Here is a 22029-nt window from a genome sequence, read left to right as displayed (position 1 = left end):
CCTCGATATGGTCACGTTCCTCGCGGGCGGGACGGGGACGCCGAAGCTCCTGCCGGGGGCGAAATCGGTCTTCGATCCCGACGCGATCACGGTCGTCGCGAACACGGGCGACGACGTCGAGATCGGCGGCCACCTCGTGTGTCCGGACGTCGATACGGTGCTGTTCCACGAGGCCGGCCTCCTCGATCGCGAGACGTGGTGGGGGATCGAGGGGGACACGACGGCGACACACGAGGATCTGTCCCGGCTCGCCGAGGCGGCCGACCTCGATCCGGGACCGCGGTACCTCCCGGAGGCCGCACAGACGGCGGGTCGGGACATCGCACGGTGGCGGCGGTTTTCCGGCGTCGGCGAGTTCATGGAGATAGGCGACCGCGACCGGGCGGTCCACATCACGCGAACGAGCCTGCTCGATGCGGGACGCTCGCTCAGCGAGGTCACCCGTACGCTCGCGGACGCGCTCGGGGTCGACCTCGAGGTGGTTCCCATGTCCGACGAGCCGGTGGCGACCATCGTGCACACGGACGCCGGCGAGATGCACTTCCAGGAGTACTGGGTCGGGAGGCGGGCGTCCCCCGCCGTCGAGGGCGTCGAGTTCCGCGGCGCCGACCGTGCGGAACCGTCCCCGGCGTTCGAGCGGGCGCTTTCGGACCCGGTCGTGATCGGTCCGTCGAACCCGGTAACGAGCATCGGCCCGATGCTCGCGCTCCCCGGCGTCGAGGAGGCGCTGGCTCGAACGCCCGTGGTCGCGGTCTCGCCGTTCGTCGAGGACACGGTCTTTTCGGGGCCCGCCGGGAAGCTCATGGCCAGCACCGACCGGGAACCGAGCACTCGGGGGGTCGCGAACGCGTACCCGTTCGTCGACGCCTTCGTGCTCGATGCTGACGACGGAACCGAACTCGAACGCGAGGTGGTCCGAACCGACACGCGGATCGACGACGAGGCGGACGCGGAACGCGTCGCGCGGGCGTGTCGACGTGCGCTCGATGCAGTCGAAGCCGGCGCGGACCGAGATGGAGCCGGATCGGATCCGAATGGAGTCGACGCGACCGGTCGAACGACGGAGCCGGATCACTGATGACCCGAGCCGAATCACGCCGGCGGAAGGCGGGAGTCCCCTTCGATCCGCCGGTCGCCGCCGCGAGCCTCAGCGGACGCTCCGATGCCGCGTGGGCGCGAACGGCCGCGCCGTACGTGGGGTGCGCGTTCCTCGGCGGGATCGCCCTCGATCCGGAGAGCCGTTCCGCGGCGCGCGATCTCGTGGAACGCGACCGCGAGGAGTTCCTGCCTCCCGATCCGGTCGCGTTCGTCGACGCGCAGCTCGAGGCCCTCGCCGAGGTCGACGTTCGCCCGGCCGTGAACGTTCGAAGCGCCACGATCGAGCCTGTTCGCGAGGTCGCCCGCGTATGTGCGGACCACGAAGCGATCCTGGAGATCAACGCCCACTGTCGACAGCCCGAGCTGTGTGCCGTCAATTGCGGGGAGTCCCTTCTGGCCGACCGCGACCGCCTCTCGAGATACGTCCAGGCCGCCGCCGAGACGGGCGCGACGGTGAGCGTGAAGGTCCGCGCGGAGGTTCCCGGCGTCGACCTCGCCGTCGTGGCGGCCGCGATCGAGGACGCGGGTGCGGCGATCGTCCACGTCGACGCGATGGACTCCGAATCGGTGATCGCGGACGTGGACCGCGCGGCGGACCTGTGGACGATCGCCAACAACGAGGTCCGCGGCGCGGAGAGCGTCCGCGAGTACCTCGCGTTCGGCGCCGACGGCGTGAGCGTCGGCCGTCCGAGCGACGATCCGCGGGTGCTCGAGCGCGTGGCGCGTGCGGTCGAGAGGTTCGCCGCGGCGGACGAGGATGTCGACGCGTCCGATGATACCGTCGACCCGTCAGACGACGGGAGAGACGAACGACTCCGAACGGATCCGGAGGGCGCCGAGCCGTGAGCGACCGACGCCACGCGGACGGCGAGCGCGCGACCACTTCGCCCCTTCCGTCCCGGGATCGAACGCCCGCGGAGAACGCACAGCTCGCGCTCCTGCTCGAGGTCTCCGGGACGCCGAAGCCGGGGAACGTGGACCGCGAGCGTGATCTCGGCGACCTGCGGTTCGAACACTTCATGGCCGGTGCTGTCGGGTCCGGACGCGGCCTCCGACGCGCCGAACGCGGCGCGACCGTCGGCGTCGCGTTCGAACGCGCCGTCGCGGGGATGAGCCGGCAGTCGGGCGGGAACACGCAGTTCGGCTGCCTGCTCCTCTTGACGCCGCTCGTCTCCGCAGCGGCCGACGGCGATCTCACGCCAGAGGGCGTATCTCGGGTCGTAGAGCGGACGACGGTCGAGGACGCGGCCGCGTTCTACCGTGCCTTCGAGCACGTGGACGTCGCGGTCGCGGACCCGCCGCCGGACGCTGACGCCCTCGACGTTCGCCGGGGCGCCGAGGCGGAACCGGCGCTTCGAAGCCGTGAGCTGTCGCTCCTCGACGTCATGGAGCTGTCGGCACGACCTCAAAACGCCGCCGAGAGCGCGGTCGAAGGGGCTGGCGAACCCCCCGACGAGGCCCGGGTCCCGGACGGGAACGCGATCGAGTGGACGACCGGCTTCGATCGGACCTTCGAGGCCGCGGAGGCGATCCGAAACGACGACGGCCCCGTCACGGACCGGGCCGCCAGGGCCTTCCTTCGGATCCTGGCTGATCGGCCGGATACGCTCGTCGCCGCGAGCCAGGGCGCCGAAACCGCACGGGGGGTCACCCGGCGCGCCGCGGCGATCGGCGAGGACCTCGAAGCCGCGGCGGAGCTGGCAGCGGAGTTCCACGCCGAAGGGATCAACCCGGGAACGACGGCGGATCTCACGGCGGCGGCGCTGTTCGTCGCGCTCGAACGGGGGCTCCAGGTGTGACACGTGAGGGAAGGGTCGACTCGAGTGACGGGGAAGCGACCGCGGCGGGCTGGCCGGTCCGTCTCCGCGGCGTCACGGAGTCGATCGTTTCGACGCTCGGGCCCAACGACCGGTGGAACGTGGCCGCGCTCGGACTCCACGCCCCGGACGACGAGGACGAGACGGTGACGGCACGAACCTACGGTCGAACGCGCACGCGAGGCAACTTCGAGCGTCGCGGCGGCGGCGTCGTCCAGTTCACGGTCGATCCCCGCACGTTCGTGGAGGCGGCGCTCGCCATCGAGGAGCGTTCGGAAGCGATCCTTCCGGAGGCCGACGCGTGGGTCGAGATCGAGGCGACCCGCGTCGGGATCGACCACGAGGGAGACACCGAGATCGCGACATGGGAACTCGATCCGATCGAGTCGGCGGTGATCGCCGAGCGCGTTCCGACGATCAATCGCGGGTTCGGCGCCGTGATCGAGGCGACGGTGGCCGCCTCGCGTCTCGACGTCGCCGCGTATGACGAGGGAGAGTTGCTCGCGCGCCTCGGTCGTCTCGCGGGGACGGTAGACCGCTGTGGGGGTCCCCGCGAGCGGGAGGCGTTCGCCCGGATCGACGAGCTGACGGGGTGGCGAGACCGGAACGAACCCTTTTAGTTCGAGCCGAGGATACCGCCCGTATGGCCATCAAGCCCAAGTACATCAAACAGCTGGGTAACGTGCTCCTCGAGGAGTATCCCGACTCGTTCAACACGGACTTCGAGACGAACAAGGACAGCGTCGAGGCGTTGACGACCGTCGAGTCCAAGGGCGTTCGCAACCGCATCGCGGGCTACGTCACCCGCAAGAAGACCCAGACGAACGCCGCGGCGTAAGCGCTTTTCCGAATTTACCTCGACGACGATCGGATCCCGAGCGGCGCCCGAAATCGAAACGACTCCGGAGGTTTATGTCCGAAGCCGCGGCCAAGTCCGCGGGATGGACCCCATCGTGCGCCCGGTCGTGGATCCGAGCTTCGCGGCCGCGGCGATCGCGTTCCTCCTGGGAGGAGCCGCGCTGGGCACGGTGAGCGGTCTCGTTCCCGGGCTCCACGCCAACAACTTCGCGCTGCTTCTGGCCAGCGTGGCTCCGAGCGTCCCCGCCGATCCCCTCTTGATCGGCTGTGCGATGATCGGCGCCGGGGTGGTCCACACCTTCCTGGACGTCGTCCCGGCTTTGGCGCTCGGGGTCCCCGATGCCGCGATGGCCGTTGCCTCCCTGCCCGGCCACCGGCTCGTGATCGCCGGGCGCGGCCGGGAGGCTATCCGGCTCTCGGCGGTCGGTTCCGGGCTGGCGGTCGCGTTGGCCGTGCCGCTCGCGATCCCGATCACCTGGGGGATGGTTCGTGCCTATCCGACGATCCGAGCACACATCGTCCTCGTGCTCGCGTCCGTCGTCGCGTTCCTCCTCGTCACGGAGTCCTCACGCCGGGCGGCGATCGCGGGGCTCGTCGTCTTTCTGGCGAGCGCCGTGCTCGGAGCGGTCACGCTCGACGTCGATCCCGACGCCCCGCTTTCGACCGGCGGCATGCTCGCGCCGCTCTTCGCGGGACTCTTCGGCGCGCCCGTCCTGATCGACGCGATCGACGGAGCCGGCGTTCCGCCCCAGTCGGACGCGCGGATCGCGATGGAGCGACGGGATCTCGGCGTCGCGGCGTCCGCCGGATCCCTTTCGGGCGCCATCGTCGGCTACCTTCCCGGAGTCTCGGCGGCGATCGCTGCGACCGCGGCGCTTCCGGCGATCCCGCGGTCGGCCGCCGATCGGGGGTTCGTCGTCGCGACGAGCGGCGCCTCGACGAGCAACACCGTCTTCGCGCTGTTCGCGCTCGTCGCCCTCGGAACGCCGCGGACCGGGGTGATGGTCGCACTCGAGGAGGCGACGGTCCCGTTCGCCCTCCCGATGTTGCTGGCCGCGGTCGCCATCGCCGCGGCGATCGGATTCTGCGTGCTGCTCGCCGTCGGTGACGCCTATCTCCGGGTGGTCGGCCGAGCCGACTACGCCCGGCTCTCGATCGGCGTCTTGACGCTTTTGGTGGGCCTCTCGTACCTCTTCGCCGGGGTGACCGGCGTGGGAACCTTCGGCGTTGCGACGCTTCTCGGGATGGTGCCGCCGCGAGTCGGCACCCGTCGCGTCCACCTCATGGGGGTGTTGATCGGACCGCTGATGCTCGGGTGATGTCGGGGAATCCCCGATCGAACGACGTCGGCGGGCGAGGCGGCGGGTGCAAAGAACAACCGTTAAAAGCCGCGCACGGGTTCGTTGTACCATGAGCCAGAGCGAAGAAGAGGCGGCACAACAGTGTGTCTCCTGTGGGATCCAGGTCGCCGGGATGAACGCCGCCCGGTTCAAATGCCCCGAGTGCGGCACGAACATCAGCCGGTGTGCGAAGTGCCGAAAGCAGAGCAACCTGTATGAGTGTCCCGACTGCGGGTTCCGGGGGCCCTGAGATGGGAGACGTCGCCGCCAAAATCAAGGTCATGCCGGACAGCCCCGAGATCGACCTGGACGAGCTGCAGGAGAAGCTCGAGGACTCGCTGCCCCAGGGCGCGAAGATCCGCGGGTTCGAGCGCGACGACGTCGCGTTCGGTCTCGTCGCGCTGTTGCCGACCGTCATCGTCCCCGACGACGCCGGCGGCACGGAGGCCGTAGAGGAGGCCTTCTCCGGCGTCGAGGGCGTCGAGTCCGTCGCGGTCGAGAACGTCGGCCGACTCTGAGTTCGCGACGTTTCGGATCGCGATCGGGAGGCGAGTCCATCGCTCGTCGGGATTTTTCACCGCTTCGTTCGACTTGGCGAGCCGCGGCGTCGTCGGCCACGACGCCACGACGTCGAGTCACGGGAGAAGTCGAACGGTCGCGAGAAGCCGCGAGGTTGACCGCCACGAGCCAGGGCGGGGATTTGAACCCCGGAAATCTCGATTACAAGTCGAGTGCATGAACCGCCCATGCTCCCCTGGCACGGATTCGGGTTGTATACCCTCCCTTGAGTCAGTATCGCTTCGTCCCTCGATCGGCCGTCCTCGGCCCCGGTCGAACCGACTCGCCTCGTCGAACACGAGTCGACTCACTTCGTCCCGTTCGAATCGATCGGCTTCTCGAACTCGATCCGTCGTGGATCGTAGCCCCGCTCGCGGTAGAACCGACGTGCGTCGTCGTTGTCCGCGAGCGCCTCGAGAGCGACGACGTCGACTCCGCGGTTCGAGAGCCGCGTTTCGGCGGCGTCAAGCAGTCGCGATCCGATCCCGAAATCCCTGTTCGCCGGGCGGACGAACACCGCATCGATGATCCCCCGCGTGAGGTCCTGTTCGTAGACGCCGCGTTCGATCGAGAACATCACGAACCCAAGCGGCGTGGCGTCCCCGTCGTCCGTCTCCGAGATCGCCGTCCCGATCGCGACCAGGAGTTCGTCTCGGACGACGCGTCGTGCGATGGTCTCGCGGACGGCCGTCCGGTTCGCGTCGGCACGGAGATGTGACCCGTGCCGTCGCTGATCCGCGGCGAGGTCGACCCACAGATCCACGACGGCGTCGACGTCCGCCCGTGTTCCCTCCCGTATCTCGACCGTCGTCGATCCGTCCATGGATCAGCGGCGGCGCTCGATGCCGTCGAGTCTTCCGGTTACGAGGGCGGGTCCGGGACCGGATCCGAATCCCGATCGGAGTTCCGATCCGAATTCGGATCCGGGCTTCGATCCGGTTCCATCTTCCGACACGGGTTCCGACCCGACTGCCAATCCGATATCGGATCGACTCGTCGGAGGGCGAGAACGCGGACGATCGTCGAGGGGTCGGAGCCCACCTCGAGGGAGTACGCGCTTCGCGGTCACTCAAACCTCCCGACAGTCCGGACAGACCAGCTGTCCGTTCACGTTCGAGAGGGACGCGGTGAGCGTTCCACAGACCTCACAGATGCTCTGGGTCGCCTCGCGGGTGGCCTCGGGCTCCCGATCGCGGTCGGGAGCGGAGGTCGCCTCCGACTCCCGGACCCGGTCCGTGGAGGACCGCAGCTCGCGTGCCGATCCGGCCTGCGAGTCGGAAGCCGGTTCCGCGCGTGCACCCGGCGGGCGCGTCGCGAGCACGTCCCGTTCGGTGAGTACGCCGACGGCCTCGCCGTCGGCCGTGACGACGAGTCGACTCGATCCGTCGGAGAGCAGTCGGTCCTCGGCGAGCGTGAGTCCCTCGTCGGCGTGGATCGTGGGCGCCGGATCGGCCATCACCTCGCCGACGGTCGCTCCGTGATCGGAGTCGCTTTCGCCCGCGGTCGCATCGCCGACCAACATCGCCTCGAGGGCGTCACGCGGGGACAGACAGCCGACGGGATCGCCGCCGCGAAGCACGACGAGACAGTCCGCCTCCTCGCGAACCAGGAGCTCCGCGGCATCCCGGAGCGAGTCGGACTCGCTGACCCCGAGGAACTCCCGGTTCATGATTTCCTGTACCGTGATATCGTCCCGCATACTCGTAGATCGAACGCGGGGGTGTAAAACTTGCCTGCAGTACAGTTAACACGGACCGGGGCGTAGAGTACGGTTCGGACGACGATCGCCGGTCAGGCCTGCGAGCCGACGAAGGTTTCCGAACCCTCGTAGAACCAGTGGCCGGCCTCGCGCATGGCTCGGCCGAGCTCCTGGTGGAACTCGACGAAGTCCTCGAACTCCTCTCGATCGACGTTCTCGAAGATCTCGGCCACGGAGACGACCGTCTCGTGGTCGATCCGAACCGGATGGTCGCCGTATTCCTCGACGTACTCCGCCGCCGAAAGCGGGAAGTCCTCCTCCTCGTCGATCTTCTTCGCGAGGACGGCGTGGCCGTATTTTCGACCGCCCTCGCTCCCCTCCTCGCCGTCGGGGTCGTGTGGCCAGTCCATACCCGACGTTCGCGATCGGGTGGCATAGTCGTTACGTTCGCCCACGAGGCGACCGTCAGCGATCGAGGCCGCCGCGGGATTTGGTCTCGACGATGTGTTCGACGTTCCGGTAGATCTCCTCGGGCGAGGTGTCCTCCGCGGGGTCGTACAGATCCGAAACCCGCTGGAGGAAGGCAGCGACCTGTTTGCTCTCGGAGCTGTCAGCGCGGATCTCCGAGGCGATCCCACGGAGGAACCGTCGCTTCTCGGGGTCGTCGCCGAACCGCGCGTCGGAGGTTGCGCCGTCGACGTCGACGTCCGGATCGGCGTCGAGGCCCGGATCGTCGTCGGGTGTCGAATCGGTCCCGGCTTCCGGATCGCGATCGCTCACGATCCCTCGCTCACCTCACGTCTGCGAACGATTCCGGCGTTGTTCGCGACGGTCTCCGCGATCTCCGAGAACGCCGCCGCCGTCTCGCCCGTCGAGAACGCGATCGGCTCGCCGCCGTCGCCGCCGGCTCTGATCGCCGGATCGAGGGGGACGGCTCCGAGGAACGGCAGGTCGTGTTGGTCCGCGAGCTCGCGGCCGCCGCCCTCGCCGAAGACGTCGTGGACGCTCCCGCAGTCGGGACACCTGAATCCGGACATGTTCTCCGCGATGCCGAGCACGTTCGTGTCGTGTTCGCCGAACATCCGCAGCCCCTTCGTCGCGTCGTCGATCGCCACGTCCTCCGGGGTCGTCACGATCACGGCGCCGGTGAGCGGCAGCGTTTGGAGCACGGTGAGCTGCGTGTCGCCGGTGCCCGGCGGGAGGTCGACCACGAGGTAATCGAGCTCGCCCCAGTCGACGTCCTCGACGAGCTGGGTCAGGATCTTGTGGACCATCGGGCCACGCCAGATGACCGGGTCGTCCTCGCCGGTGAGAAAGTCCATGCTCATCACGCGCAGCCCGTACTGTTCCGGCGGGACGATCGTCTCGCCGTCGGTTCGCGGCGGCGTGTCGGCGCCGACCATCCGCGGGACGTTCGGGCCGTAGACGTCGGCGTCGAACACTCCGACGCGCGCGCCCAGGTCCGAGAGGCCGGCCGCGAGGTTGACCGCCACCGTCGACTTGCCGACGCCGCCCTTTCCCGAGGCGACGGCGATCACGTTCTTGATCCCCGGAAGCACCTGCTCGCCCGGGGGAACGTCCGTCGGGATCCGCGCCGACAGCTCCGGGTCGATCCCTTCGGCCGCGAGCGTCGAACGGACCCGTTCGGCGATGGCGGTCTCGGTCGGCGAGTAGGGCGCCCCAAGCGCGAGCGAGACGTGGACCGTCCCGTCCTCGTCGTCGACGTCGACCTCGTTCACGAGACCCAGGGAGACGACGTCGTCGCCGAGATCCGGGTCCTCGACCGCGGAGAGGAGATCGCGTATCGCGGATTCGTCCATGTCGGTCGGAGGGGGTTCGGCCGAATAAGCATGACGTCCGGGGAGGCGTTCGGCGTGGCTCTCGAACGCTTTGGAGATCCCGAGCGCTTTTTGGCCCGCCCGCGCCCATCCGGAGGCATGTTCGGAACGAGCGGGGTTCGCGGGCCCGTCGGCGAGACGGTCACGGCGGAGCTGGCCCTCTCCATCGGACGGGCGCTCGGCGCCGAGACGGACGCCGTAGTCGTCGGACGCGACGTCCGCGACTCCGGGCGGGCGCTCCTCGACGCGCTCGCGGCGGGGCTGATCGAGTCCGGCGTCGACGTCCGCGAGGTCGGCGTCGCATCCACGCCCGCGATCGCCCGCGCGGCGGCGACAGGCGACGCCGACGCCGGCGCGGTCGTCACGGCCTCACACAACCCGCCCGCGGACAACGGGATCAAGCTGTGGACCGCCTCGGGGATGGCCTTCGGCCCCGAGGACGGCGACCGGATCACGGAGCGGATCGAACGCGAGGCGTACGACCTGGCGGCCTGGAACGCCCACGGGCGCCGCCGGGAGTACGCCGACGCCGCCGGAACGACCGCCGCCGCCGCCCACCGAAACGCGATCGTCGAATCCGGCGATCGGACGCTCCAGTCGCTCGGAGTTACGCTCGAAGGGACGACCGTGGTCGTCGACCTCGGCAACGGAACGGGCCGGGTGACCGCGGACGCGCTCGTCGATCTCGGCGCGGACGTGGAGACCCTCAACGGACAGCGGGACGGCCGATTCCCGGCACGCCCCAGCGAGCCGACCGCCGAGAACTGCCGATCGCTTGCCGCCCACGTGGCCGCGACCGACGCCGATCTCGGGATCGCACACGACGGCGACGCCGACCGGATGATGGCGGTGACGGGGGACGGCGAGTTCGTCGGCGGCGACGCGCTCCTGGCCGTGTTTGCACGCGAGGCGGTCGAGGCGGGACGGGACGGCGATCGGGTCGCGGCGCCGGTCAACACGAGCCTCGCGGTCGACGACGCGCTGGAGACCGTCGGCGGGGAAGTCGTACGGACGCCCGTCGGCGACGTCTCCGTGGCGCGCCGAACCCGCGAGGACCGCGTCGTCCTCGGGGGCGAGCCCTCCGGGGCGTGGATCTTCCCGGAGGAAACGCCGTGTCCGGACGGACCGCTGGCCGCCGTGCGGCTGGCGGCGCTCTCCGCCGCAAAGCCACTCTCCGACCGCCTCGATGCGATCCCGACCTATCCGATCCGACGCGGACACCTCGAAGTGGCGGATCGAACCGCGACGATGGACGCCGTCCGCGATCGGGTTCGAGGGGAATACGCCGACGTCGAAACGCTCGACGGCGTCCGCGTCGAGACGGACGACGGATGGTTCCTGATCCGGGCCTCCGGGACCCAGCCGCTCGTCCGACTGACGGCGGAGGCGCGCGATCCGGAGGCGAGCGAGGTGCTGTTGGCGGAGGCGCGGGGGATCCTCGAGGACGCGATCGCGTCCCGCTGAGAAGGCAGCCTCCGGGAGAATCGACCCCCGTCACTCGATCCGCGTTCCTGGCTCCTCGCCGCGGAGGAACCCGGAGAGATCGTCGGGGCCGAACACGGACGCCGGCGCCTCGAGCGCGAGCAGCTCGCGAACCTTGGCGGCCATTCCGCCGGAGACGTCCGTCGAGTCGCTTTCCCCGAGGGCGTCCGCCACGTCCTCGAAGGCCGTGATCGAGGGGACCACCTCGCCGTCCTCGAGCACGCCGGGGACGGTCGAACAGACCCCGACGCGATCGGCCTCGAGAGCGCTCGCGAGTTCGACGACCAGCTCGTCGCCGGAGACGACGGTCACGCCCGCCCCGGCGGTGGCGATCCCGTCGCCGTGGAGGACGGGGACGAACCCCTCCGAGAGCAGCGTTTCGGTCGACTCGACCGGCAGCGCGAGGTCGCCCTCCGCCCCCTCCGGACGGGCGGCGAGCGAGAGGGGATGGACCGGGACCGCCTCGACTCCTCGATCGTGAAGGCGATCGAGGACGAAGCGGTTGAGCGTCGCCATCGCCCCGTGAACGTCCATCACGGCGCCGGCGTCGTGGGTCCCCGCGGTCGTCGAGACCCCGTGTTCGCTGGCGTGATGGTGGCCGAAACTGCCGCCGCCGTGGACCACGACGAGCCGCGAAACCGCCCCGTCGACGAGCGCGCCCGCGATCGCATCGCAGGCGGCATCGAGGGCCGGGCCGTCGAGCGTCTCGGGGCGGTCCTTCTCCGTGATCACGCTGCCGCCGAGCTTCACCACGACGCGGTCGCCGGTCATCGCCGGTCCTCCCGGCGGACGCCCTCGGTGGCGAGCTCCGCGCGGAACGCGTCGACGCAGCCCTGGGTGAACGACAGCGCCGTCTCCGTCTCCGGGGACGAATCGAGCGCGACGATGCAGCCGCCGCCGCCGGCGCCGGTCAACTTCGCGCCGTGGGCGCCGGCGTCGCGTGCCGCCCAGACCATCGAGTCGAGCGAGCGCGCGGAGACGCCGAGCGCGGACAGGAGCCCGTGGTTGAAGTCCATCAGCTCGCCCAGGCCGTCGAGCAGCTCCGAATCGGGACCGGCGTCGGGGTCGGCCGCCGCGAGCAGGCGTTCTCCCTCGCGAACGATGTCGCCGATGGACGCCACCGTGTCGGCGGCGAACCCGTGTGTGTCCTTCAGATCGCGAACGCCGGCGACGAGCTTCCCGGTGTCGCCGGCCCCGCCGTCGAATCCGACGACGAGGGGGAGGTTCGGCGCCTCGAGAGTGGTGCAGTCGTCGCCCTCGACGCGGACCGCGCCGCCCACCGCCGAACAGAAGGTGTCCGCGCGCGAGGCCTGGCCGTCCTGGACCTCGTACTCGGCCCGGTAGGCGCGCCGGGCGATCTCACGGTCGTCGATCGGCTCGCCGAGCGCGCGCGTGGCCGCGTCGATCCCGGCGACGACGACGGCCGCCGACGATCCGAGTCCGGCCCCGAGCGGGATGTCGCTCTCGACGGTGATGTCGAAGCCCGCCTCCGGCGCGTCGGCCGCCTCGCGGGCCTGCCTGACCGCCGCGTCGACGTATCCGGTCGCGGCCGAAAGCAGCGACTCGTCGACGTCGACGTCGGGCTGGGTTCGCGTCGACCCCTCGTACTCGACCGTGAACCCGTCGAGCGAGAGGTCCTCCGCGACGACGCGAACGTGGTCGTCGGAGCGCGGCTCGACGGAGACGCGCGCGCGACGCTCGATGGCACACGGAACCGCGGGCTCGCCGTAGACGACGGCGTGTTCGCCGAAGAGGTACACCTTCCCCGGCGCGCTGGAGACGGTCATGGTCGTCCAGACAGGCTCCGAGATAACAGGCGTTGCGCTTGTCGTCGAGCGCGCGAGGAAACGGGGTCGATCGTCGTTGGGAAGTCGAAACGAATCGAGATCGAAACGTCTCGTTCGCGTTACAGCTCGGCCTCGAAGTCCTCGAGGGCGTAAAGCGAGTCGGCGCCGCGGCGGTCGAGCGTCTCGTTGGCGAGCAGCCAGTAGACGACCGAGAGCGCGCGGCGACCCTTGTTGTTCGTGGGGATGACCAGGTCGACGTTCGAGAGCTGGTTGTTGGAGTCGCACATCGCGATGACGGGGATGCCGACCGTGATGGCCTCCTTTACCGCCTGGGCGTCGCCGATGGGGTCGGTGACGACGACGACGTCCGGCTCGATGTAGCCGGCGTAATCGGGGTTCGTCAGCGTGCCGGGGATGAACCGTCCGGTGCGCGCGCGGGCGCCGATGGCGTCCGCGAACTTCTCGGCCGGGAACCGGCCGTACTGCCGCGAGGAGGTGACGAGCACCTGCTCGGGCTCGTAGTCGGACAGGAAGTCTGCGGCGACGCGGATGCGCTCGTCCGTCTTGGAGACGTCGAGCACGTAGAGTCCGTCGTCGCGAACGCGGTGGATGAACCGCTCCATGTCCTGGGTCTTCTGTTGGGTGCCGATGTGGACGCCGGCGCCGAGGTAGTCCTCGACGGGGATGAGGAGGTCGGCCTCCTCGTCGGGCATGACGTCCTCGTCGAACGGCGAGCCCGCCTCCTCCGCTTCGGCCTCGGCGTCCGCATCCGCGTCGGCCTCGGCTGCTTCGGTCTCCGCCTCCGTCGGCGTCTCCGCCGCGTCGGCGGGCTGTGCGTCCGTCGTGTCGGTCTCGTCCTCGGCGACGTCGGCGTCGGCCTCCTCGGCCGCCGCGTCCTCGTCGAGTTCGACCGCGTCGTTGTCCTCGGTCATCGGTTGTCCGTTGTCGTGGTTGTCGTTCGTCGGCTCATGGATCTCACACCGCCCCGTCGGCGATCCGGATCAGCTCGTTGAGCTTGGCGGTTCGCTCGCCGCCGACGGTCCCCGTCTTGATGTAGGGGGCGTCGGTCGCGACGGCGAGGTGTGCGATGGTCGTGTCCTCCGTCTCCCCCGAGCGGTGGGAGATGACGGAGTCGTACCCGTTGCGGGTGGCGAGCTCGACGGCGTCGAACGCCTGCGAGAGCGTTCCGATCTGGTTGGGCTTGATCAGGATGCTGTTTGCCGCACCCACGTCGATCCCCTCCTCGAGCCGATCCACGTTGGTGACGAAGAGGTCGTCCCCGCAGATCAGCGTCCGATCGCCGACGCGCTCGGTGAGCGTCGCGAACCGGTCGTAGTCGTCCTCGTCGAGCGGGTCCTCGACGTACGCGAGGTCGTACTCCTCTATGAGCCCCGCGACGTACTCGACCTGCTCGTCGGGCGAGCGGGTCTCCTCGCCGTAGACGTACGCATCGGCGTCGGCGTCGTACAGCTCCGCGCCGGCCATGTCGAGGCCGAACCGGATCGAAAAGCCGACCTCCTCGGCGACGCGGTCGGTCGCCTCGGCCATCACCTCGAACGCCTCGGCGTCCGAGATGGACGGCGCGAGCGCGCCCTCGTCGCCCTTGGCCGCCGGAACGCCCCGGTCGGCCAGGATCGACGCGGCGGCCGCGTGGACGGCGGCGTTCGCGAAGACGGCCTCCGAGACGCTCGGAGCGCCGACCGGCGCCGCGAGGAACTCCTGAATGTCCGTCGCGTCGGCGGCGTGTTCGCCGCCGCCGATGACGTTCCCGAGCGGGACGGGGAAGTTCTCCCCGCGGAAGGCCCCGCCGAGGTGTTGATACAGCGGGGCGCCGATGACGTCGGCAGCGGCCTTGGCGGCCGCCATCGAGATCGCGACCGCCGAGTTGGCGCCGATCGCGGAGAAGTCCTCCGTGCCGTCGGCGGCTCGAAGGGCGGCGTCGACCTCGCGCTGGTCGCCCGCGTACAGCCCCTCCAGGCGGGGAACGGCGTGCTCGCGGGCCGCCGCGATCGCCTCCGAGGGCGGCCGTTCGACGGCCTCGTACTCGCCGGTCGAGGCGCCGGATGGCGCGGCCGCGCGGCCGAAGCCGCCCGACTCGGTGAGGACGTCCGCCTCCACCGTCGCGTTGCCGCGCGAGTCGAGCACGCGCCGCAACGCGATCGAGGTGATGCGCGTCATTACGCCTCCTCCCGACGGACCGTGAAGGGGAGGACGCCCGCATCGTACTCCTCGGCCGCGACGAGGATCGGCTGCGTCTCGTCGGTGTCGATCAGCACGGGTGCGCCGTAGGACACCTGCAGCGCTCGCGCGCCCAGGATGCGTGCCTTCTCGTAGCGGTTGTGGTTTCGTGACATGGTCACTGATACGGCGAGACGACGTCGACGAGGTCGGTGTGGCTGACCATCATCCGGCGACAGCAGTGCCGGTCGACGCCGAGATCGTCGAGCACCGCTCCGGGGTCCTCGTCGCCGTCGCGAGCGCGTTCCTTGAACTCGTCCCAGTGTTCACCGATGACGTTGCCGCAGGTGAAACACCGGACAGGGATCATCATGGGTGGATCACCTCAGCGGTAGGACTTCTGGTAGCGGGCACGCGCGCCGGGTCCGCCCCACTTTTTGGGCTCGGACTGGCGGACGTCGTTGACCAAAAGCGTCCGGTCGAAGTTCAGATACGCCTCGCGCAGCTCGGCGTCGCCGAGGTGCTGCACCAGCCCGCGGGCGATGGCCGTCCGGGCGGCGTCGGCCTGTCCGCTGAAGCCGCCGCCGTCGACGGAGACGTCGATGTCGACGCCGTCGCGAAGCTCCTCGCCGGCGATGCGGAACGGCTCCAGCATCTTGAGGCGGGCCTGCTCCGGCTCGACCAGCTCGACGGGCTGGGAGTTGATTCGAACGCGACCCTCGCCCTCGCGAACGGTGGCGCGGGCGACGGCCGTCTTCTTCTTTCCTGAGGTATTCGTTACCATGTGACGTTAGCACCCAGACTCTCGGAGACGTCCCCGATCGTCGTGAACTTGATGTTCGACAGCCGATCCAGCGAGGTTCCCTCCAGCACGACGGCCTCGTGGTCGTCGTCGCGCTCGTAGGGGTTGCCGACGTACACCCGAACGTTCTCGAACGCCTCGCGGCCGCGGTCGGTCTTGTAGGGGACCATGCCGCGGATCGTCCGCTTGAAGATGCGGTCGGGACGCTTCGGGAAGTAGGGCCCGCTGTCGGACCCGAGTTCCGCTCGCGTCTGATAGGTGTCCATCGTGTCCTCCTCGTTGCCGGTGATCACCGCGTGTTCGGCGTTGACCACGGCGACGCGATCGCCGTCGAGGGCTCGGGTCGCCACGTTCGAGGCGACGCGGCCGAGGATGCAGTCGCGGGCGTCGACGACGACGTCCGCGTCGAACTCGGACAGGTTCATCGGATCACCCGGACGTTCGAGCCGCTGGGGTTGCGTTCGACGAACTGTTCGAGCGACACGGCGTCGCCGGCCTGTTCGATCTTCTTGCGGGCGGTTCCCGAGAAGTCGACGGCGGCGACGGTGACGTTCTTCTCCAGCACACCGCTTCCCAGCACCTTGCCGGGAACGATGACCGCCTCGTCCTCCTGGGCGTACCGTTCGATGCGGCCCAGGTTGACCTCAGCGTGGGTGCGCCGGGGCTTTTCCAACCGATCCGCGACGTCCTGCCAGACTGCGGCGTCGGACTCGCGGGATGCCGACTTGAGGTCGGCGATGAGGTTCTGTAATCGTGGATTCGTCTTGCTACTCATTGGTCTCCTCCAGTATCGAAGGTCGTGAATACGCGTGGGGCCGAGCGGCCGGAGGCCGCGCGATCCCGGTCGAGTCGGTAAAAGTGGAGTGCAGGGAGCAGGATTTGAACCTGCGGACCTCTACAGGACAGCGCCCTGAACGCTGCGCCGTTGGCCTGACTTGGCTATCCCTGCGTGCACTCCACGCTACCGCGTCGCCCTTCAAACCACTTTCGGTCCGCCGTCCCCCCGCGATCGCGGGCGGGAAAGCGGGGACTCCTTCGAAACGGGCTCGCTCCCTCGACGGGAAGCCGCTGGCTCCCCGTGACGCGTCGGCGGCGACCGCCGGCGCATCGAGGGCGCGCGTCCGTTTCGTGGTGGTTCGAAGGGTCATGGTCGTTCTCGTGTTCAGACGGCGACCGTCTCTCGCAGTTCGTCCGCGCGGGACTCGATCGTGTCGATCGCGCGAAGCAGCAGTTCCTCGACGTCGACGGAGCCGTCCGTCTCGATGTGGAAGACGAACGCGCCGGGGACGTCCTCGACGTGCACCTCCGTGTCGGGGTATCGCTCGGAGAGGTCGTGGCCGAACTCCTCGGTCGGGACGACCTCGCCGTCCTCCGTCTCGATGACGCCGCGGAGGATCCGCGCCTCCTCGTCGTCGAACTCGCCGAGGTCGTCGCCGACGGAGACGCGCTGGAGGTGCCGGTAGCCGACGGAGACGCCGCCCTGGTGTTTGGCGTGCTCCTTGCCGGTGTCGAGTACCGCGTCGGCCTCCAGCTCGATCCGCTGTCCCTCCTTCAACTCGATGATGGGGACGTTCTCGTCGGCGGGCTCGACGAGCGGCTCCGCGGTCTCGAGGTCGCCCGAGTAGGCCGTCGCCGGCCCCTCGACGTCGAGCGCGAGGGTCACCTCGTCGCCGATCTCGAAGTCGTCGATCGGCGTCGTCAACGGAACCAGCCCGAGCCGAAGCCCGAGCATCTCGTCGAACATCACCGACGAGTTCTCGAGGAACCGGACGGTGTCGATCGAGAACGTGGGGACGTCCGCGATCATCGCCCGGCGAATGCCGTTGGCGAACGCCGGCGAGAGCCCGCGGATCAACACCCGCGCGCTCCGGTCCTCGCGTTCGATGTACTGCACGTCGAAGTCGGCCTCGCTCATGTTAGATCCGTTTGTTCTTCGGCGCCTTCGTTCCGTCGTGCGGGATCGGCGTCACGTCCTCGATCCGGCCGATCTCGACGCCGGCTCGCGCGAGCGCACGGATCGTCGCCTGTGCGCCGGGACCCGTCGACTTGTTGAGGTTGCCCCCGGGGCCGCGCACGCGAACGTGAACGCCCTCCAGGCCGGCCGCCTTGACCTCCTCGGCGACGACCTCGGCCATCTGCATGGCCGCGTACGGCGACGCCTCGTCGCGGTTCTGTTTCACCACGGTCCCGCCGGACGACTTGGCGATCGTCTCCGCGCCGGTCTCGTCCGTGACCGTGATGAGCGTGTTGTTGAACGATGCGTAGACGTGGGCGATTCCCCACTTTTCGTCTTCTGTTTCGCTCATGGGTGGTTACTCCTGTGCGTCCGCACGCTCGGGGTGTAGTTCGTCGGCGAGCGGGCTCGTCTCGTCGAAGGCGACCGTGTCCTCCTCGGTCGTGTCGACCTTCTTCGAGGGGCGCGTGACGCGGGCGCCGTCGACGGTCACGTGGCCGTGGACGATGAACTGTCGCGCCTGGCTCGTCGAGGAGGCGAGGCCCTTCCGGTAGGCGACCGTCTGGAGTCGACGCTCGAGCAGGTCCGTCACGTCGAGCGACAGGACCGACGAGATGTCGTCGTTCTCCCCGAGAATGCCGAGGGTTCGAAGCCGGGTCAGGAACTCCGAGCCGGCCTCCTGGGCCGCCTCGACGTCTCCCTGTGCGTCCCCGAGCAGGCGTCGCGCCTCGCGACGCATGTTCCGCAGCTCGGATTGGGCTCGCCAGAACTCCTCTTTGTTCTTCAGCCCGTACCGCGAGACCAGGTCGGCCTCCTCGGCGATCCGCTCGCCCTGGTACGGGTGGTTGGGCGTCTCGTAGGCCTTGGTGTTGTTGCCGGTCGTCATTCCTCATCACCGGCCGATTCGGCCTCCGCGGCGGCCTCCTCTTCGGCCTGTTCCTCGCGGATCTCCTCGACGTTGACGCCGATGGTGCCCTCGGTCCGTCCCGTGGACTTGGTCCGCTGTCCGCGGACCTTCTGGCCGCGCTTGTGTCGGAGTCCCTTGTAGGATTCGATCATCTTCATGCGGTTGATGTCGTGTCGTCGCTGTTCGGAGAGATCGGTTCCGATCTTGTGGTCGGTCTCGCCGGTGAAGAAGTCCTTCTGCCGGTTGACCATCCACGACGGAACGTGATCCTCGAAGTTCTCGACGACGTCGACGACGGCGTCGATCTCGTCGTCCTCGAGCGCGCCGAACGTGGCCGTGCGGTCCACGTCGGCGGCGTCGGCGACGATTCGCGCCGCTCGCGTGCCGATACCGTTGAGTTCTGTCAGACTTCGCTCGACGGTCTTCGTCCCATCGAGGTCCGCGCCCCCGATGCGAACGAAGTACTGGAGGTCCTCCTCCTCCGCCGGGTCGTCCTGTGGTTCTTCTGCACTCATTTGTGGTGGAGTGTCGGTGCGGTCGACGGTCTCCCGTCGTCCGCGGGGTCGGTTCGAGCGTTGCGGCGGGGATTCGAACCCCGGAGGCGTGACCGCCACAGAGTTAGCAACCCTGCGCCTTGGGCCAGACTTGGCTACCGCAACCCTATCGTATCGTCGCCCTTCCGGACTCGGGGCCCCGCTGCCCCTGCAGTACGTGCGTGTGAACGAACCCGTCATCGCCACTTAAACATCACGGATGTCGCCGCCCCGTGCGTCGGGGTGACACGAGGAACGCGGCCCGCTACCGTTCCATCTTCAGCCCACGGCTACAACTTCAGGATCTCACGCGCTTGCGTCGGCGTCGCGACCGGTCGCCCGAGCTCCTCCGCGATGCGTGCCGTTCGCGAGACGAGCTGCTCGTTCGTCGCCAGCTCCCCGCGCCGGAGGTATCTGTTGTCCTCGAGTCCCACGCGAGCGTGGCCGCCGAGCAGGATCGACTGGGTCGTCATCGGGAGCTGGTGGCGTCCCAGGCCGATGACGTTGAACTCGGCCTCCGAGGGGAGGTTCGCGACCGCGTTCTGCAGGTTCCGTGGATGGGGCGGGGAGGTCGTTCCGCCGCCGAAGAGCAGGTTCAGATACGGGGGATCCGCGAACTCCTCGAGGATCGAAAGCGCCTCGTTGAGGTGGCCGTCGTTGAACACCTCCAGTTCGGGCTTGACGTCCCGCTCGCGCATCTCCGCGTGTAGCGAGGCGACGAGCCCACGCGTGTTCTCCGAGGTCAGCCGCTCGTACCGATTCAGCGGGCCCATGTCGAGGGAGGCCATCTCCGGGGCCGGATCGGTTCGCAACGGCTCGTGTCGGAGGCCGTCCGGGGCGGCGGTCCCGCCGGTCGAGTGCTGGACGATCACGTCGTCGGTCGCCGAGCGAACCGCGTCCGTCACCGCCTGGAACCGCTCGCGCGAGAAGGCCCGTTCCCCGTTCTCGCGGCGGGCGTGCAGGTGGACGATGCTCGCGCCGGCGTCCTCACAGGCGGCGGCCGCCGTTGCGATCTCCGCCGGCGTCTCCGGGAGGTCCGGATGCGCCTCCTTGCCGTGGACGCCGCCGGTGAGCGCCGCCGTGATGATCACGGGCTTCCCCTCGAGGTACTCCTCGTAGGTCATTCGGTCGCCCCCGAGTCGTCGCCGTCCGGCTCGGCGTCGGGTTCATCGGTCGATTCGGCGTCGAATTTGCCGTCCGATTCGGCGTCGAGTTCATCGTCCGGATCGACGTAGAACTCGCAGTCGGTCTCCGGATCGAGGCCGTAGCGGGCGTTGCAGACGTCCGCGCGCATCGGCTGTACGAACGAGCCCGTGACCGTACAGTACGCCCGTGGCGTCTCGAAGGCCCGATCGCCGGACTCACGCCGGTACTCCAGGTGAACGCAGTCGTCGGTCATCGTCCGTCTGACGGGCCGGGACGCCTTGAAACACGGGGGCGACGAGGGAACGCCGGGGCGATTCGGGCGACCGTCGGCGGCGCGAATCCGCCGGCCCGCGTCACGTCCATTCGACCGACGCAGTCGACGCACCTTTGGCCTCGTCGCGAGAACGGAACGGTATGTCCCTCGACGTGACCGTACTCGACCCGCCGGAGCTCTCCGAGGTCGATCCGAACGAGTACGACGACGCGGAGGTCGCGGGCGGCGACTACCGACGCGCGGAGCTGTCCGCGTTCCTCGAGGAGGGCGCCTGGGAGGAGGCCTTCGAGGAGTGGGCGGCGACGAGCGACCTCGACGAGTCGGAGTGGGCGATCGTCGCCGACCTCGATCTCGTCTCCAGGTTCGACTTCTTTTGGGACTCGTTTGCCGACCGCGTCGGCTATCACGCTCCGGGACTTCCCGAGGACTGGAAGGAGCGCGACCTCCACCCCGATCTCGACTCGTGGGGGACCGTCTCGGGGATCAACGCGGGACTGACCGAGCTCGGCCAGGTCGTCTGTGAGACCCTGAAGGAGGAGTACATCGACTGGGAGAGCGACTACGAGGCGCCCGACGACCTCCCGGACTTCGAGGCCTGAAAATGGGGGACCGATCGTCCATGGAGAGCGTCGAGGAGAGCGAAAGCAATCGCCGCGGTGGGGAGTCCGTCGATCCCGATCTTCCGGCCGTGCCGCCGGTCGACGGGGCCGCCGAGCGCGCGGCGCTCGAGCGCCAGCCGACTCTCACGAAGCCGCCCGGGAGCCTCGGTCGTCTCGAGGACCTCGCGGTCGCGATCGCCGGACTCGTCGGCGCTCCCCGTCCAGAACTCGCCGAGGCGACCGTCGTCGTCGCCGCCGGCGATCACGGCGTCGTCGATCGCGGCGTCTCCGCGTACCCGCAGGCGGCCACGCGCGCGATGCTCGAGAACTTCCTCGAGGGGGGAGCGGCGATCAACGCGATCGCCGGCGCCGTGGACGCCGAAACGCTCGTCGTCGACGCCGGGATCGCCGGGAATCCGGTTCCGGGCGCACTCGACGTCCGGATCGATCGGGGGACCGACGACGCCTCCAGCGCCCCGGCGATGTCCCGCCGGGACGCGGTGGCGGCGATCGATGCGGGCCTGCGGATCGCGAGCGAGGAGCTGGCCGACGCCGACGTCGTCGCGCTCGGCGAGATGGGGATCGGAAACACGACGATCGCGGCCGCGATCACGGCTGCCCTGACCGAGGCATCGCCGGGGGAGGCGACCGGCCACGGAACCGGGATCGACGACGGCGAGCTCGATCACAAGGTCGCGGTCGTCGAGGAGATGCTCGAGACGAGCGCACTGGATGCGAACGAGCAGGCTGCGAACGAACAGGACGCGAGCGCGCGTGTCGACGACGCGATCGACGTCCTGGCCGGCGTCGGCGGGTTCGAGGTCGGGGTCCTCGCCGGAGTGGCGATCGGCTGTGCGGCCGACCGGACGCCGGTCGTCGTCGACGGCGCGATAAGCGGGGCGGCCGCGCTTTTGGCCGACGCGCTCGAGCCGGACGTTCGGCCGTTCCTGCTTCCCTCGCACGCGGGCGTCGAGCCCGCGTGCGCGATCCAACTAGACGCGCTCGGACTGGAGCCGCTTTTCGCCTACGACCTCCGGCTCGGCGAGGGGACCGGCGCCTGCCTGGCGCTGCCGATCTACCGGTCCGCGTGCGCGACGCTTCGCGGGATGGCGACCTTCGAGGACATCGGCCTCGCGGAGTGAGGCGACGCGGCTCGACC

31 protein-coding genes and 3 tRNA genes are annotated in these 22029 nt (G+C 69.4%); 11 read left to right on the top strand and 23 right to left on the bottom strand.

Annotated elements, in window-relative coordinates; all coding sequences use genetic code 11:
* Positions 1-7: 7 nt before the first annotated feature.
* The 8 genes from cofD to ACZ5YD_RS14055 all read left to right on the top strand — a co-directional run bounded on the left by cofD (position 8) and on the right by ACZ5YD_RS14055 (position 5631).
* Complete coding sequence (gene cofD / locus ACZ5YD_RS14090; RefSeq protein ID WP_379740934.1) at positions 8-1078, top strand: 2-phospho-L-lactate transferase; 1071 nt, start codon at positions 8-10, stop codon at positions 1076-1078.
* Entirely contained in the window at positions 1078-1944 is an 867-nt protein-coding gene (locus tag ACZ5YD_RS14085; protein ID WP_379740937.1) for a tRNA-dihydrouridine synthase, read from the top strand. Before cofD ends, ACZ5YD_RS14085 begins: the two co-directional genes overlap by 1 nt.
* A 92-nt stretch (positions 1945-2036) precedes the next feature.
* Positions 2037-2897: a triphosphoribosyl-dephospho-CoA synthase gene (locus tag ACZ5YD_RS14080; protein WP_379741347.1), complete on the top strand. Its 861-nt coding sequence runs from the start codon at positions 2037-2039 to the stop codon at positions 2895-2897.
* A complete protein-coding gene (locus tag ACZ5YD_RS14075) occupies positions 2894-3535 on the top strand; it encodes a DUF447 domain-containing protein (protein WP_379740940.1) in 642 nt (213 codons plus the stop codon). Before ACZ5YD_RS14080 ends, ACZ5YD_RS14075 begins: the two co-directional genes overlap by 4 nt.
* 23 nt (positions 3536-3558) lie before the next feature.
* Positions 3559-3753 (top strand): 30S ribosomal protein S17e, encoded by a 195-nt coding sequence (locus ACZ5YD_RS14070; RefSeq protein ID WP_379740943.1) that lies wholly within the window; start codon positions 3559-3561, stop codon positions 3751-3753.
* Between the two features lie 103 nt (positions 3754-3856).
* Positions 3857-5092, top strand: coding sequence for a tripartite tricarboxylate transporter permease (locus tag ACZ5YD_RS14065; RefSeq protein WP_379740946.1), 1236 nt, complete (start codon positions 3857-3859; stop codon positions 5090-5092).
* 91 nt (positions 5093-5183) lie between these two features.
* Complete coding sequence (locus tag ACZ5YD_RS14060; RefSeq protein ID WP_379740949.1) at positions 5184-5363, top strand: HVO_2753 family zinc finger protein; 180 nt, start codon at positions 5184-5186, stop codon at positions 5361-5363.
* Position 5364: 1 nt separating this feature from the next.
* Positions 5365-5631: an elongation factor 1-beta gene (locus ACZ5YD_RS14055; protein WP_379740952.1), complete on the top strand. Its 267-nt coding sequence runs from the start codon at positions 5365-5367 to the stop codon at positions 5629-5631.
* A gap of 167 nt (positions 5632-5798) precedes the next feature.
* On the opposite strand, the gene ACZ5YD_RS14050 is transcribed toward ACZ5YD_RS14055, so the two are convergent.
* The 6 genes from ACZ5YD_RS14050 to ACZ5YD_RS14025 form a co-directional block, all read right to left on the bottom strand.
* Positions 5799-5872: transfer RNA gene (locus ACZ5YD_RS14050), tRNA-Thr, on the bottom strand.
* Positions 5873-5978: 106 nt separating this feature from the next.
* Positions 5979-6494 (bottom strand): GNAT family N-acetyltransferase, encoded by a 516-nt coding sequence (locus tag ACZ5YD_RS14045; RefSeq protein WP_379740955.1) that lies wholly within the window; start codon positions 6492-6494, stop codon positions 5979-5981.
* A gap of 246 nt (positions 6495-6740) precedes the next feature.
* A complete protein-coding gene (locus ACZ5YD_RS14040; protein ID WP_379740958.1) occupies positions 6741-7370 on the bottom strand; it encodes a CBS domain-containing protein in 630 nt (209 codons plus the stop codon).
* A 92-nt stretch (positions 7371-7462) separates the two neighbouring features.
* Positions 7463-7780 (bottom strand): DUF5785 family protein, encoded by a 318-nt coding sequence (locus ACZ5YD_RS14035; RefSeq protein ID WP_379740961.1) that lies wholly within the window; start codon positions 7778-7780, stop codon positions 7463-7465.
* Between the two features lie 55 nt (positions 7781-7835).
* Positions 7836-8150 carry a hypothetical protein gene (locus ACZ5YD_RS14030; RefSeq protein WP_379740963.1) on the bottom strand — a complete coding sequence of 105 codons (315 nt, stop codon included), beginning with the start codon at positions 8148-8150 and terminating at the stop codon, positions 7836-7838.
* Positions 8147-9190 carry an Mrp/NBP35 family ATP-binding protein gene (locus ACZ5YD_RS14025; protein ID WP_379740966.1) on the bottom strand — a complete coding sequence of 348 codons (1044 nt, stop codon included), beginning with the start codon at positions 9188-9190 and terminating at the stop codon, positions 8147-8149. The genes ACZ5YD_RS14030 and ACZ5YD_RS14025 overlap by 4 nt, the downstream gene beginning before the upstream one ends.
* A gap of 117 nt (positions 9191-9307) precedes the next feature.
* Between ACZ5YD_RS14025 and glmM the strand changes: the two genes are divergently transcribed.
* A complete protein-coding gene (gene glmM / locus ACZ5YD_RS14020; protein ID WP_379740969.1) occupies positions 9308-10672 on the top strand; it encodes a phosphoglucosamine mutase in 1365 nt (454 codons plus the stop codon).
* A 30-nt stretch (positions 10673-10702) separates the two neighbouring features.
* Here the strand turns inward: glmM and ACZ5YD_RS14015 are convergent, their stop codons facing one another.
* The 17 genes from ACZ5YD_RS14015 to ACZ5YD_RS13935 all read right to left on the bottom strand — a co-directional run bounded on the left by ACZ5YD_RS14015 (position 10703) and on the right by ACZ5YD_RS13935 (position 20250).
* On the bottom strand, positions 10703-11461 hold the full coding sequence (locus tag ACZ5YD_RS14015; RefSeq protein WP_379740972.1) for an isopentenyl phosphate kinase: 759 nt from the start codon (positions 11459-11461) through the stop codon (positions 10703-10705).
* Complete coding sequence (mvk, locus tag ACZ5YD_RS14010; protein ID WP_379740975.1) at positions 11458-12477, bottom strand: mevalonate kinase; 1020 nt, start codon at positions 12475-12477, stop codon at positions 11458-11460. The genes ACZ5YD_RS14015 and mvk overlap by 4 nt, the downstream gene beginning before the upstream one ends.
* Positions 12478-12596: 119 nt before the next feature.
* Positions 12597-13409 carry a 30S ribosomal protein S2 gene (gene rpsB, locus ACZ5YD_RS14005; RefSeq protein WP_379740978.1) on the bottom strand — a complete coding sequence of 271 codons (813 nt, stop codon included), beginning with the start codon at positions 13407-13409 and terminating at the stop codon, positions 12597-12599.
* 43 nt (positions 13410-13452) lie between these two features.
* Positions 13453-14655, bottom strand: a complete 1203-nt coding sequence (gene eno, locus ACZ5YD_RS14000) for a phosphopyruvate hydratase (protein ID WP_379740981.1) — start codon at positions 14653-14655, stop codon at positions 13453-13455.
* The gene (locus ACZ5YD_RS13995) at positions 14655-14831 is read right to left on the bottom strand and encodes a DNA-directed RNA polymerase subunit K (RefSeq protein ID WP_379740984.1); all 177 of its coding nucleotides are present in this window, start codon (positions 14829-14831) and stop codon (positions 14655-14657) included. Before ACZ5YD_RS13995 ends, eno begins: the two co-directional genes overlap by 1 nt.
* 2 nt (positions 14832-14833) lie before the next feature.
* Entirely contained in the window at positions 14834-15028 is a 195-nt protein-coding gene (locus tag ACZ5YD_RS13990; protein WP_379740988.1) for a DNA-directed RNA polymerase subunit N, read from the bottom strand.
* 12 nt (positions 15029-15040) lie between these two features.
* On the bottom strand, positions 15041-15439 hold the full coding sequence (locus ACZ5YD_RS13985) for a 30S ribosomal protein S9 (protein ID WP_379740991.1): 399 nt from the start codon (positions 15437-15439) through the stop codon (positions 15041-15043).
* A complete protein-coding gene (locus ACZ5YD_RS13980) occupies positions 15433-15882 on the bottom strand; it encodes a 50S ribosomal protein L13 (protein ID WP_379740994.1) in 450 nt (149 codons plus the stop codon). Before ACZ5YD_RS13980 ends, ACZ5YD_RS13985 begins: the two co-directional genes overlap by 7 nt.
* Positions 15879-16232, bottom strand: a complete 354-nt coding sequence (locus ACZ5YD_RS13975; protein ID WP_379740997.1) for a 50S ribosomal protein L18e — start codon at positions 16230-16232, stop codon at positions 15879-15881. The genes ACZ5YD_RS13980 and ACZ5YD_RS13975 overlap by 4 nt, the downstream gene beginning before the upstream one ends.
* A gap of 89 nt (positions 16233-16321) precedes the next feature.
* Positions 16322-16406, bottom strand: a tRNA-Leu gene (locus tag ACZ5YD_RS13970).
* A 213-nt stretch (positions 16407-16619) separates the two neighbouring features.
* Positions 16620-17372: a DNA-directed RNA polymerase subunit D gene (locus ACZ5YD_RS13965; protein ID WP_379741000.1), complete on the bottom strand. Its 753-nt coding sequence runs from the start codon at positions 17370-17372 to the stop codon at positions 16620-16622.
* Between the two features lies 1 nt (position 17373).
* Positions 17374-17763 carry a 30S ribosomal protein S11 gene (locus tag ACZ5YD_RS13960; protein ID WP_379741003.1) on the bottom strand — a complete coding sequence of 130 codons (390 nt, stop codon included), beginning with the start codon at positions 17761-17763 and terminating at the stop codon, positions 17374-17376.
* 6 nt (positions 17764-17769) lie between these two features.
* The gene (locus ACZ5YD_RS13955) at positions 17770-18297 is read right to left on the bottom strand and encodes a 30S ribosomal protein S4 (RefSeq protein ID WP_379741006.1); all 528 of its coding nucleotides are present in this window, start codon (positions 18295-18297) and stop codon (positions 17770-17772) included.
* Positions 18294-18833 carry a 30S ribosomal protein S13 gene (locus ACZ5YD_RS13950; RefSeq protein ID WP_379741009.1) on the bottom strand — a complete coding sequence of 180 codons (540 nt, stop codon included), beginning with the start codon at positions 18831-18833 and terminating at the stop codon, positions 18294-18296. Before ACZ5YD_RS13950 ends, ACZ5YD_RS13955 begins: the two co-directional genes overlap by 4 nt.
* Positions 18834-18891: 58 nt before the next feature.
* Positions 18892-18977, bottom strand: a tRNA-Ser gene (locus ACZ5YD_RS13945).
* A 164-nt stretch (positions 18978-19141) separates the two neighbouring features.
* Entirely contained in the window at positions 19142-19975 is an 834-nt protein-coding gene (locus tag ACZ5YD_RS13940; RefSeq protein ID WP_379741012.1) for a beta-keto acid cleavage family enzyme, read from the bottom strand.
* Entirely contained in the window at positions 19972-20250 is a 279-nt protein-coding gene (locus ACZ5YD_RS13935) for a hypothetical protein (protein ID WP_379741015.1), read from the bottom strand. Before ACZ5YD_RS13935 ends, ACZ5YD_RS13940 begins: the two co-directional genes overlap by 4 nt.
* Before the next feature lie 161 nt (positions 20251-20411).
* Here ACZ5YD_RS13935 and ACZ5YD_RS13930 point away from each other — a divergent pair, with 161 nt between their 5' ends.
* Both ACZ5YD_RS13930 and cobT read left to right on the top strand, forming a co-directional pair.
* Positions 20412-20870: a hypothetical protein gene (locus tag ACZ5YD_RS13930; protein WP_379741018.1), complete on the top strand. Its 459-nt coding sequence runs from the start codon at positions 20412-20414 to the stop codon at positions 20868-20870.
* 2 nt (positions 20871-20872) lie between these two features.
* Positions 20873-22012 carry a nicotinate-nucleotide--dimethylbenzimidazole phosphoribosyltransferase gene (gene cobT, locus ACZ5YD_RS13925; protein WP_379741021.1) on the top strand — a complete coding sequence of 380 codons (1140 nt, stop codon included), beginning with the start codon at positions 20873-20875 and terminating at the stop codon, positions 22010-22012.
* Positions 22013-22029: the final 17 nt, after the last annotated feature.

This window comes from Halopenitus salinus, from assembly GCF_055397165.1.
This window is presented reverse-complemented; position numbering and strand designations above follow the sequence as displayed.

What these genes read in the sequence shown, in the direction of transcription:
- ACZ5YD_RS14070 (WP_379740943.1), top strand. Translation starts at nt 3,559, where the DNA reads ATGGCCATCAAGCCCAAGTACATCAAACAGCTGGGTAACGTGCTCCTC.
- ACZ5YD_RS14060 (WP_379740949.1), top strand. Translation starts at nt 5,184, where the DNA reads ATGAGCCAGAGCGAAGAAGAGGCGGCACAACAGTGTGTCTCCTGTGGG.
- ACZ5YD_RS13960 (WP_379741003.1), bottom strand. Translation starts at nt 17,763, where the DNA reads ATGAGCGAAACAGAAGACGAAAAGTGGGGAATCGCCCACGTCTACGCA.
- cofD (WP_379740934.1), top strand. Translation starts at nt 8, where the DNA reads ATGGTCACGTTCCTCGCGGGCGGGACGGGGACGCCGAAGCTCCTGCCG.
- ACZ5YD_RS13975 (WP_379740997.1), bottom strand. Translation starts at nt 16,232, where the DNA reads ATGAGTAGCAAGACGAATCCACGATTACAGAACCTCATCGCCGACCTC.
- ACZ5YD_RS13935 (WP_379741015.1), bottom strand. Translation starts at nt 20,250, where the DNA reads ATGACCGACGACTGCGTTCACCTGGAGTACCGGCGTGAGTCCGGCGAT.
- ACZ5YD_RS14025 (WP_379740966.1), bottom strand. Translation starts at nt 9,190, where the DNA reads ATGGACGAATCCGCGATACGCGATCTCCTCTCCGCGGTCGAGGACCCG.
- ACZ5YD_RS14015 (WP_379740972.1), bottom strand. Translation starts at nt 11,461, where the DNA reads ATGACCGGCGACCGCGTCGTGGTGAAGCTCGGCGGCAGCGTGATCACG.
- ACZ5YD_RS13980 (WP_379740994.1), bottom strand. Translation starts at nt 15,882, where the DNA reads ATGAACCTGTCCGAGTTCGACGCGGACGTCGTCGTCGACGCCCGCGAC.
- cobT (WP_379741021.1), top strand. Translation starts at nt 20,873, where the DNA reads ATGGGGGACCGATCGTCCATGGAGAGCGTCGAGGAGAGCGAAAGCAAT.
- ACZ5YD_RS13955 (WP_379741006.1), bottom strand. Translation starts at nt 18,297, where the DNA reads ATGACGACCGGCAACAACACCAAGGCCTACGAGACGCCCAACCACCCG.
- ACZ5YD_RS14040 (WP_379740958.1), bottom strand. Translation starts at nt 7,370, where the DNA reads ATGCGGGACGATATCACGGTACAGGAAATCATGAACCGGGAGTTCCTC.
- ACZ5YD_RS14045 (WP_379740955.1), bottom strand. Translation starts at nt 6,494, where the DNA reads ATGGACGGATCGACGACGGTCGAGATACGGGAGGGAACACGGGCGGAC.
- ACZ5YD_RS14055 (WP_379740952.1), top strand. Translation starts at nt 5,365, where the DNA reads ATGGGAGACGTCGCCGCCAAAATCAAGGTCATGCCGGACAGCCCCGAG.
- ACZ5YD_RS13965 (WP_379741000.1), bottom strand. Translation starts at nt 17,372, where the DNA reads ATGAGCGAGGCCGACTTCGACGTGCAGTACATCGAACGCGAGGACCGG.
- rpsB (WP_379740978.1), bottom strand. Translation starts at nt 13,409, where the DNA reads ATGACCGAGGACAACGACGCGGTCGAACTCGACGAGGACGCGGCGGCC.
- ACZ5YD_RS13950 (WP_379741009.1), bottom strand. Translation starts at nt 18,833, where the DNA reads ATGAGTGCAGAAGAACCACAGGACGACCCGGCGGAGGAGGAGGACCTC.
- ACZ5YD_RS14085 (WP_379740937.1), top strand. Translation starts at nt 1,078, where the DNA reads ATGACCCGAGCCGAATCACGCCGGCGGAAGGCGGGAGTCCCCTTCGAT.
- glmM (WP_379740969.1), top strand. Translation starts at nt 9,308, where the DNA reads ATGTTCGGAACGAGCGGGGTTCGCGGGCCCGTCGGCGAGACGGTCACG.
- ACZ5YD_RS13930 (WP_379741018.1), top strand. Translation starts at nt 20,412, where the DNA reads ATGTCCCTCGACGTGACCGTACTCGACCCGCCGGAGCTCTCCGAGGTC.
- mvk (WP_379740975.1), bottom strand. Translation starts at nt 12,477, where the DNA reads ATGACCGTCTCCAGCGCGCCGGGGAAGGTGTACCTCTTCGGCGAACAC.
- eno (WP_379740981.1), bottom strand. Translation starts at nt 14,655, where the DNA reads ATGACGCGCATCACCTCGATCGCGTTGCGGCGCGTGCTCGACTCGCGC.
- ACZ5YD_RS13985 (WP_379740991.1), bottom strand. Translation starts at nt 15,439, where the DNA reads ATGGTAACGAATACCTCAGGAAAGAAGAAGACGGCCGTCGCCCGCGCC.
- ACZ5YD_RS14035 (WP_379740961.1), bottom strand. Translation starts at nt 7,780, where the DNA reads ATGGACTGGCCACACGACCCCGACGGCGAGGAGGGGAGCGAGGGCGGT.
- ACZ5YD_RS13995 (WP_379740984.1), bottom strand. Translation starts at nt 14,831, where the DNA reads ATGTCACGAAACCACAACCGCTACGAGAAGGCACGCATCCTGGGCGCG.
- ACZ5YD_RS13940 (WP_379741012.1), bottom strand. Translation starts at nt 19,975, where the DNA reads ATGACCTACGAGGAGTACCTCGAGGGGAAGCCCGTGATCATCACGGCG.
- ACZ5YD_RS13990 (WP_379740988.1), bottom strand. Translation starts at nt 15,028, where the DNA reads ATGATGATCCCTGTCCGGTGTTTCACCTGCGGCAACGTCATCGGTGAA.
- ACZ5YD_RS14065 (WP_379740946.1), top strand. Translation starts at nt 3,857, where the DNA reads ATGGACCCCATCGTGCGCCCGGTCGTGGATCCGAGCTTCGCGGCCGCG.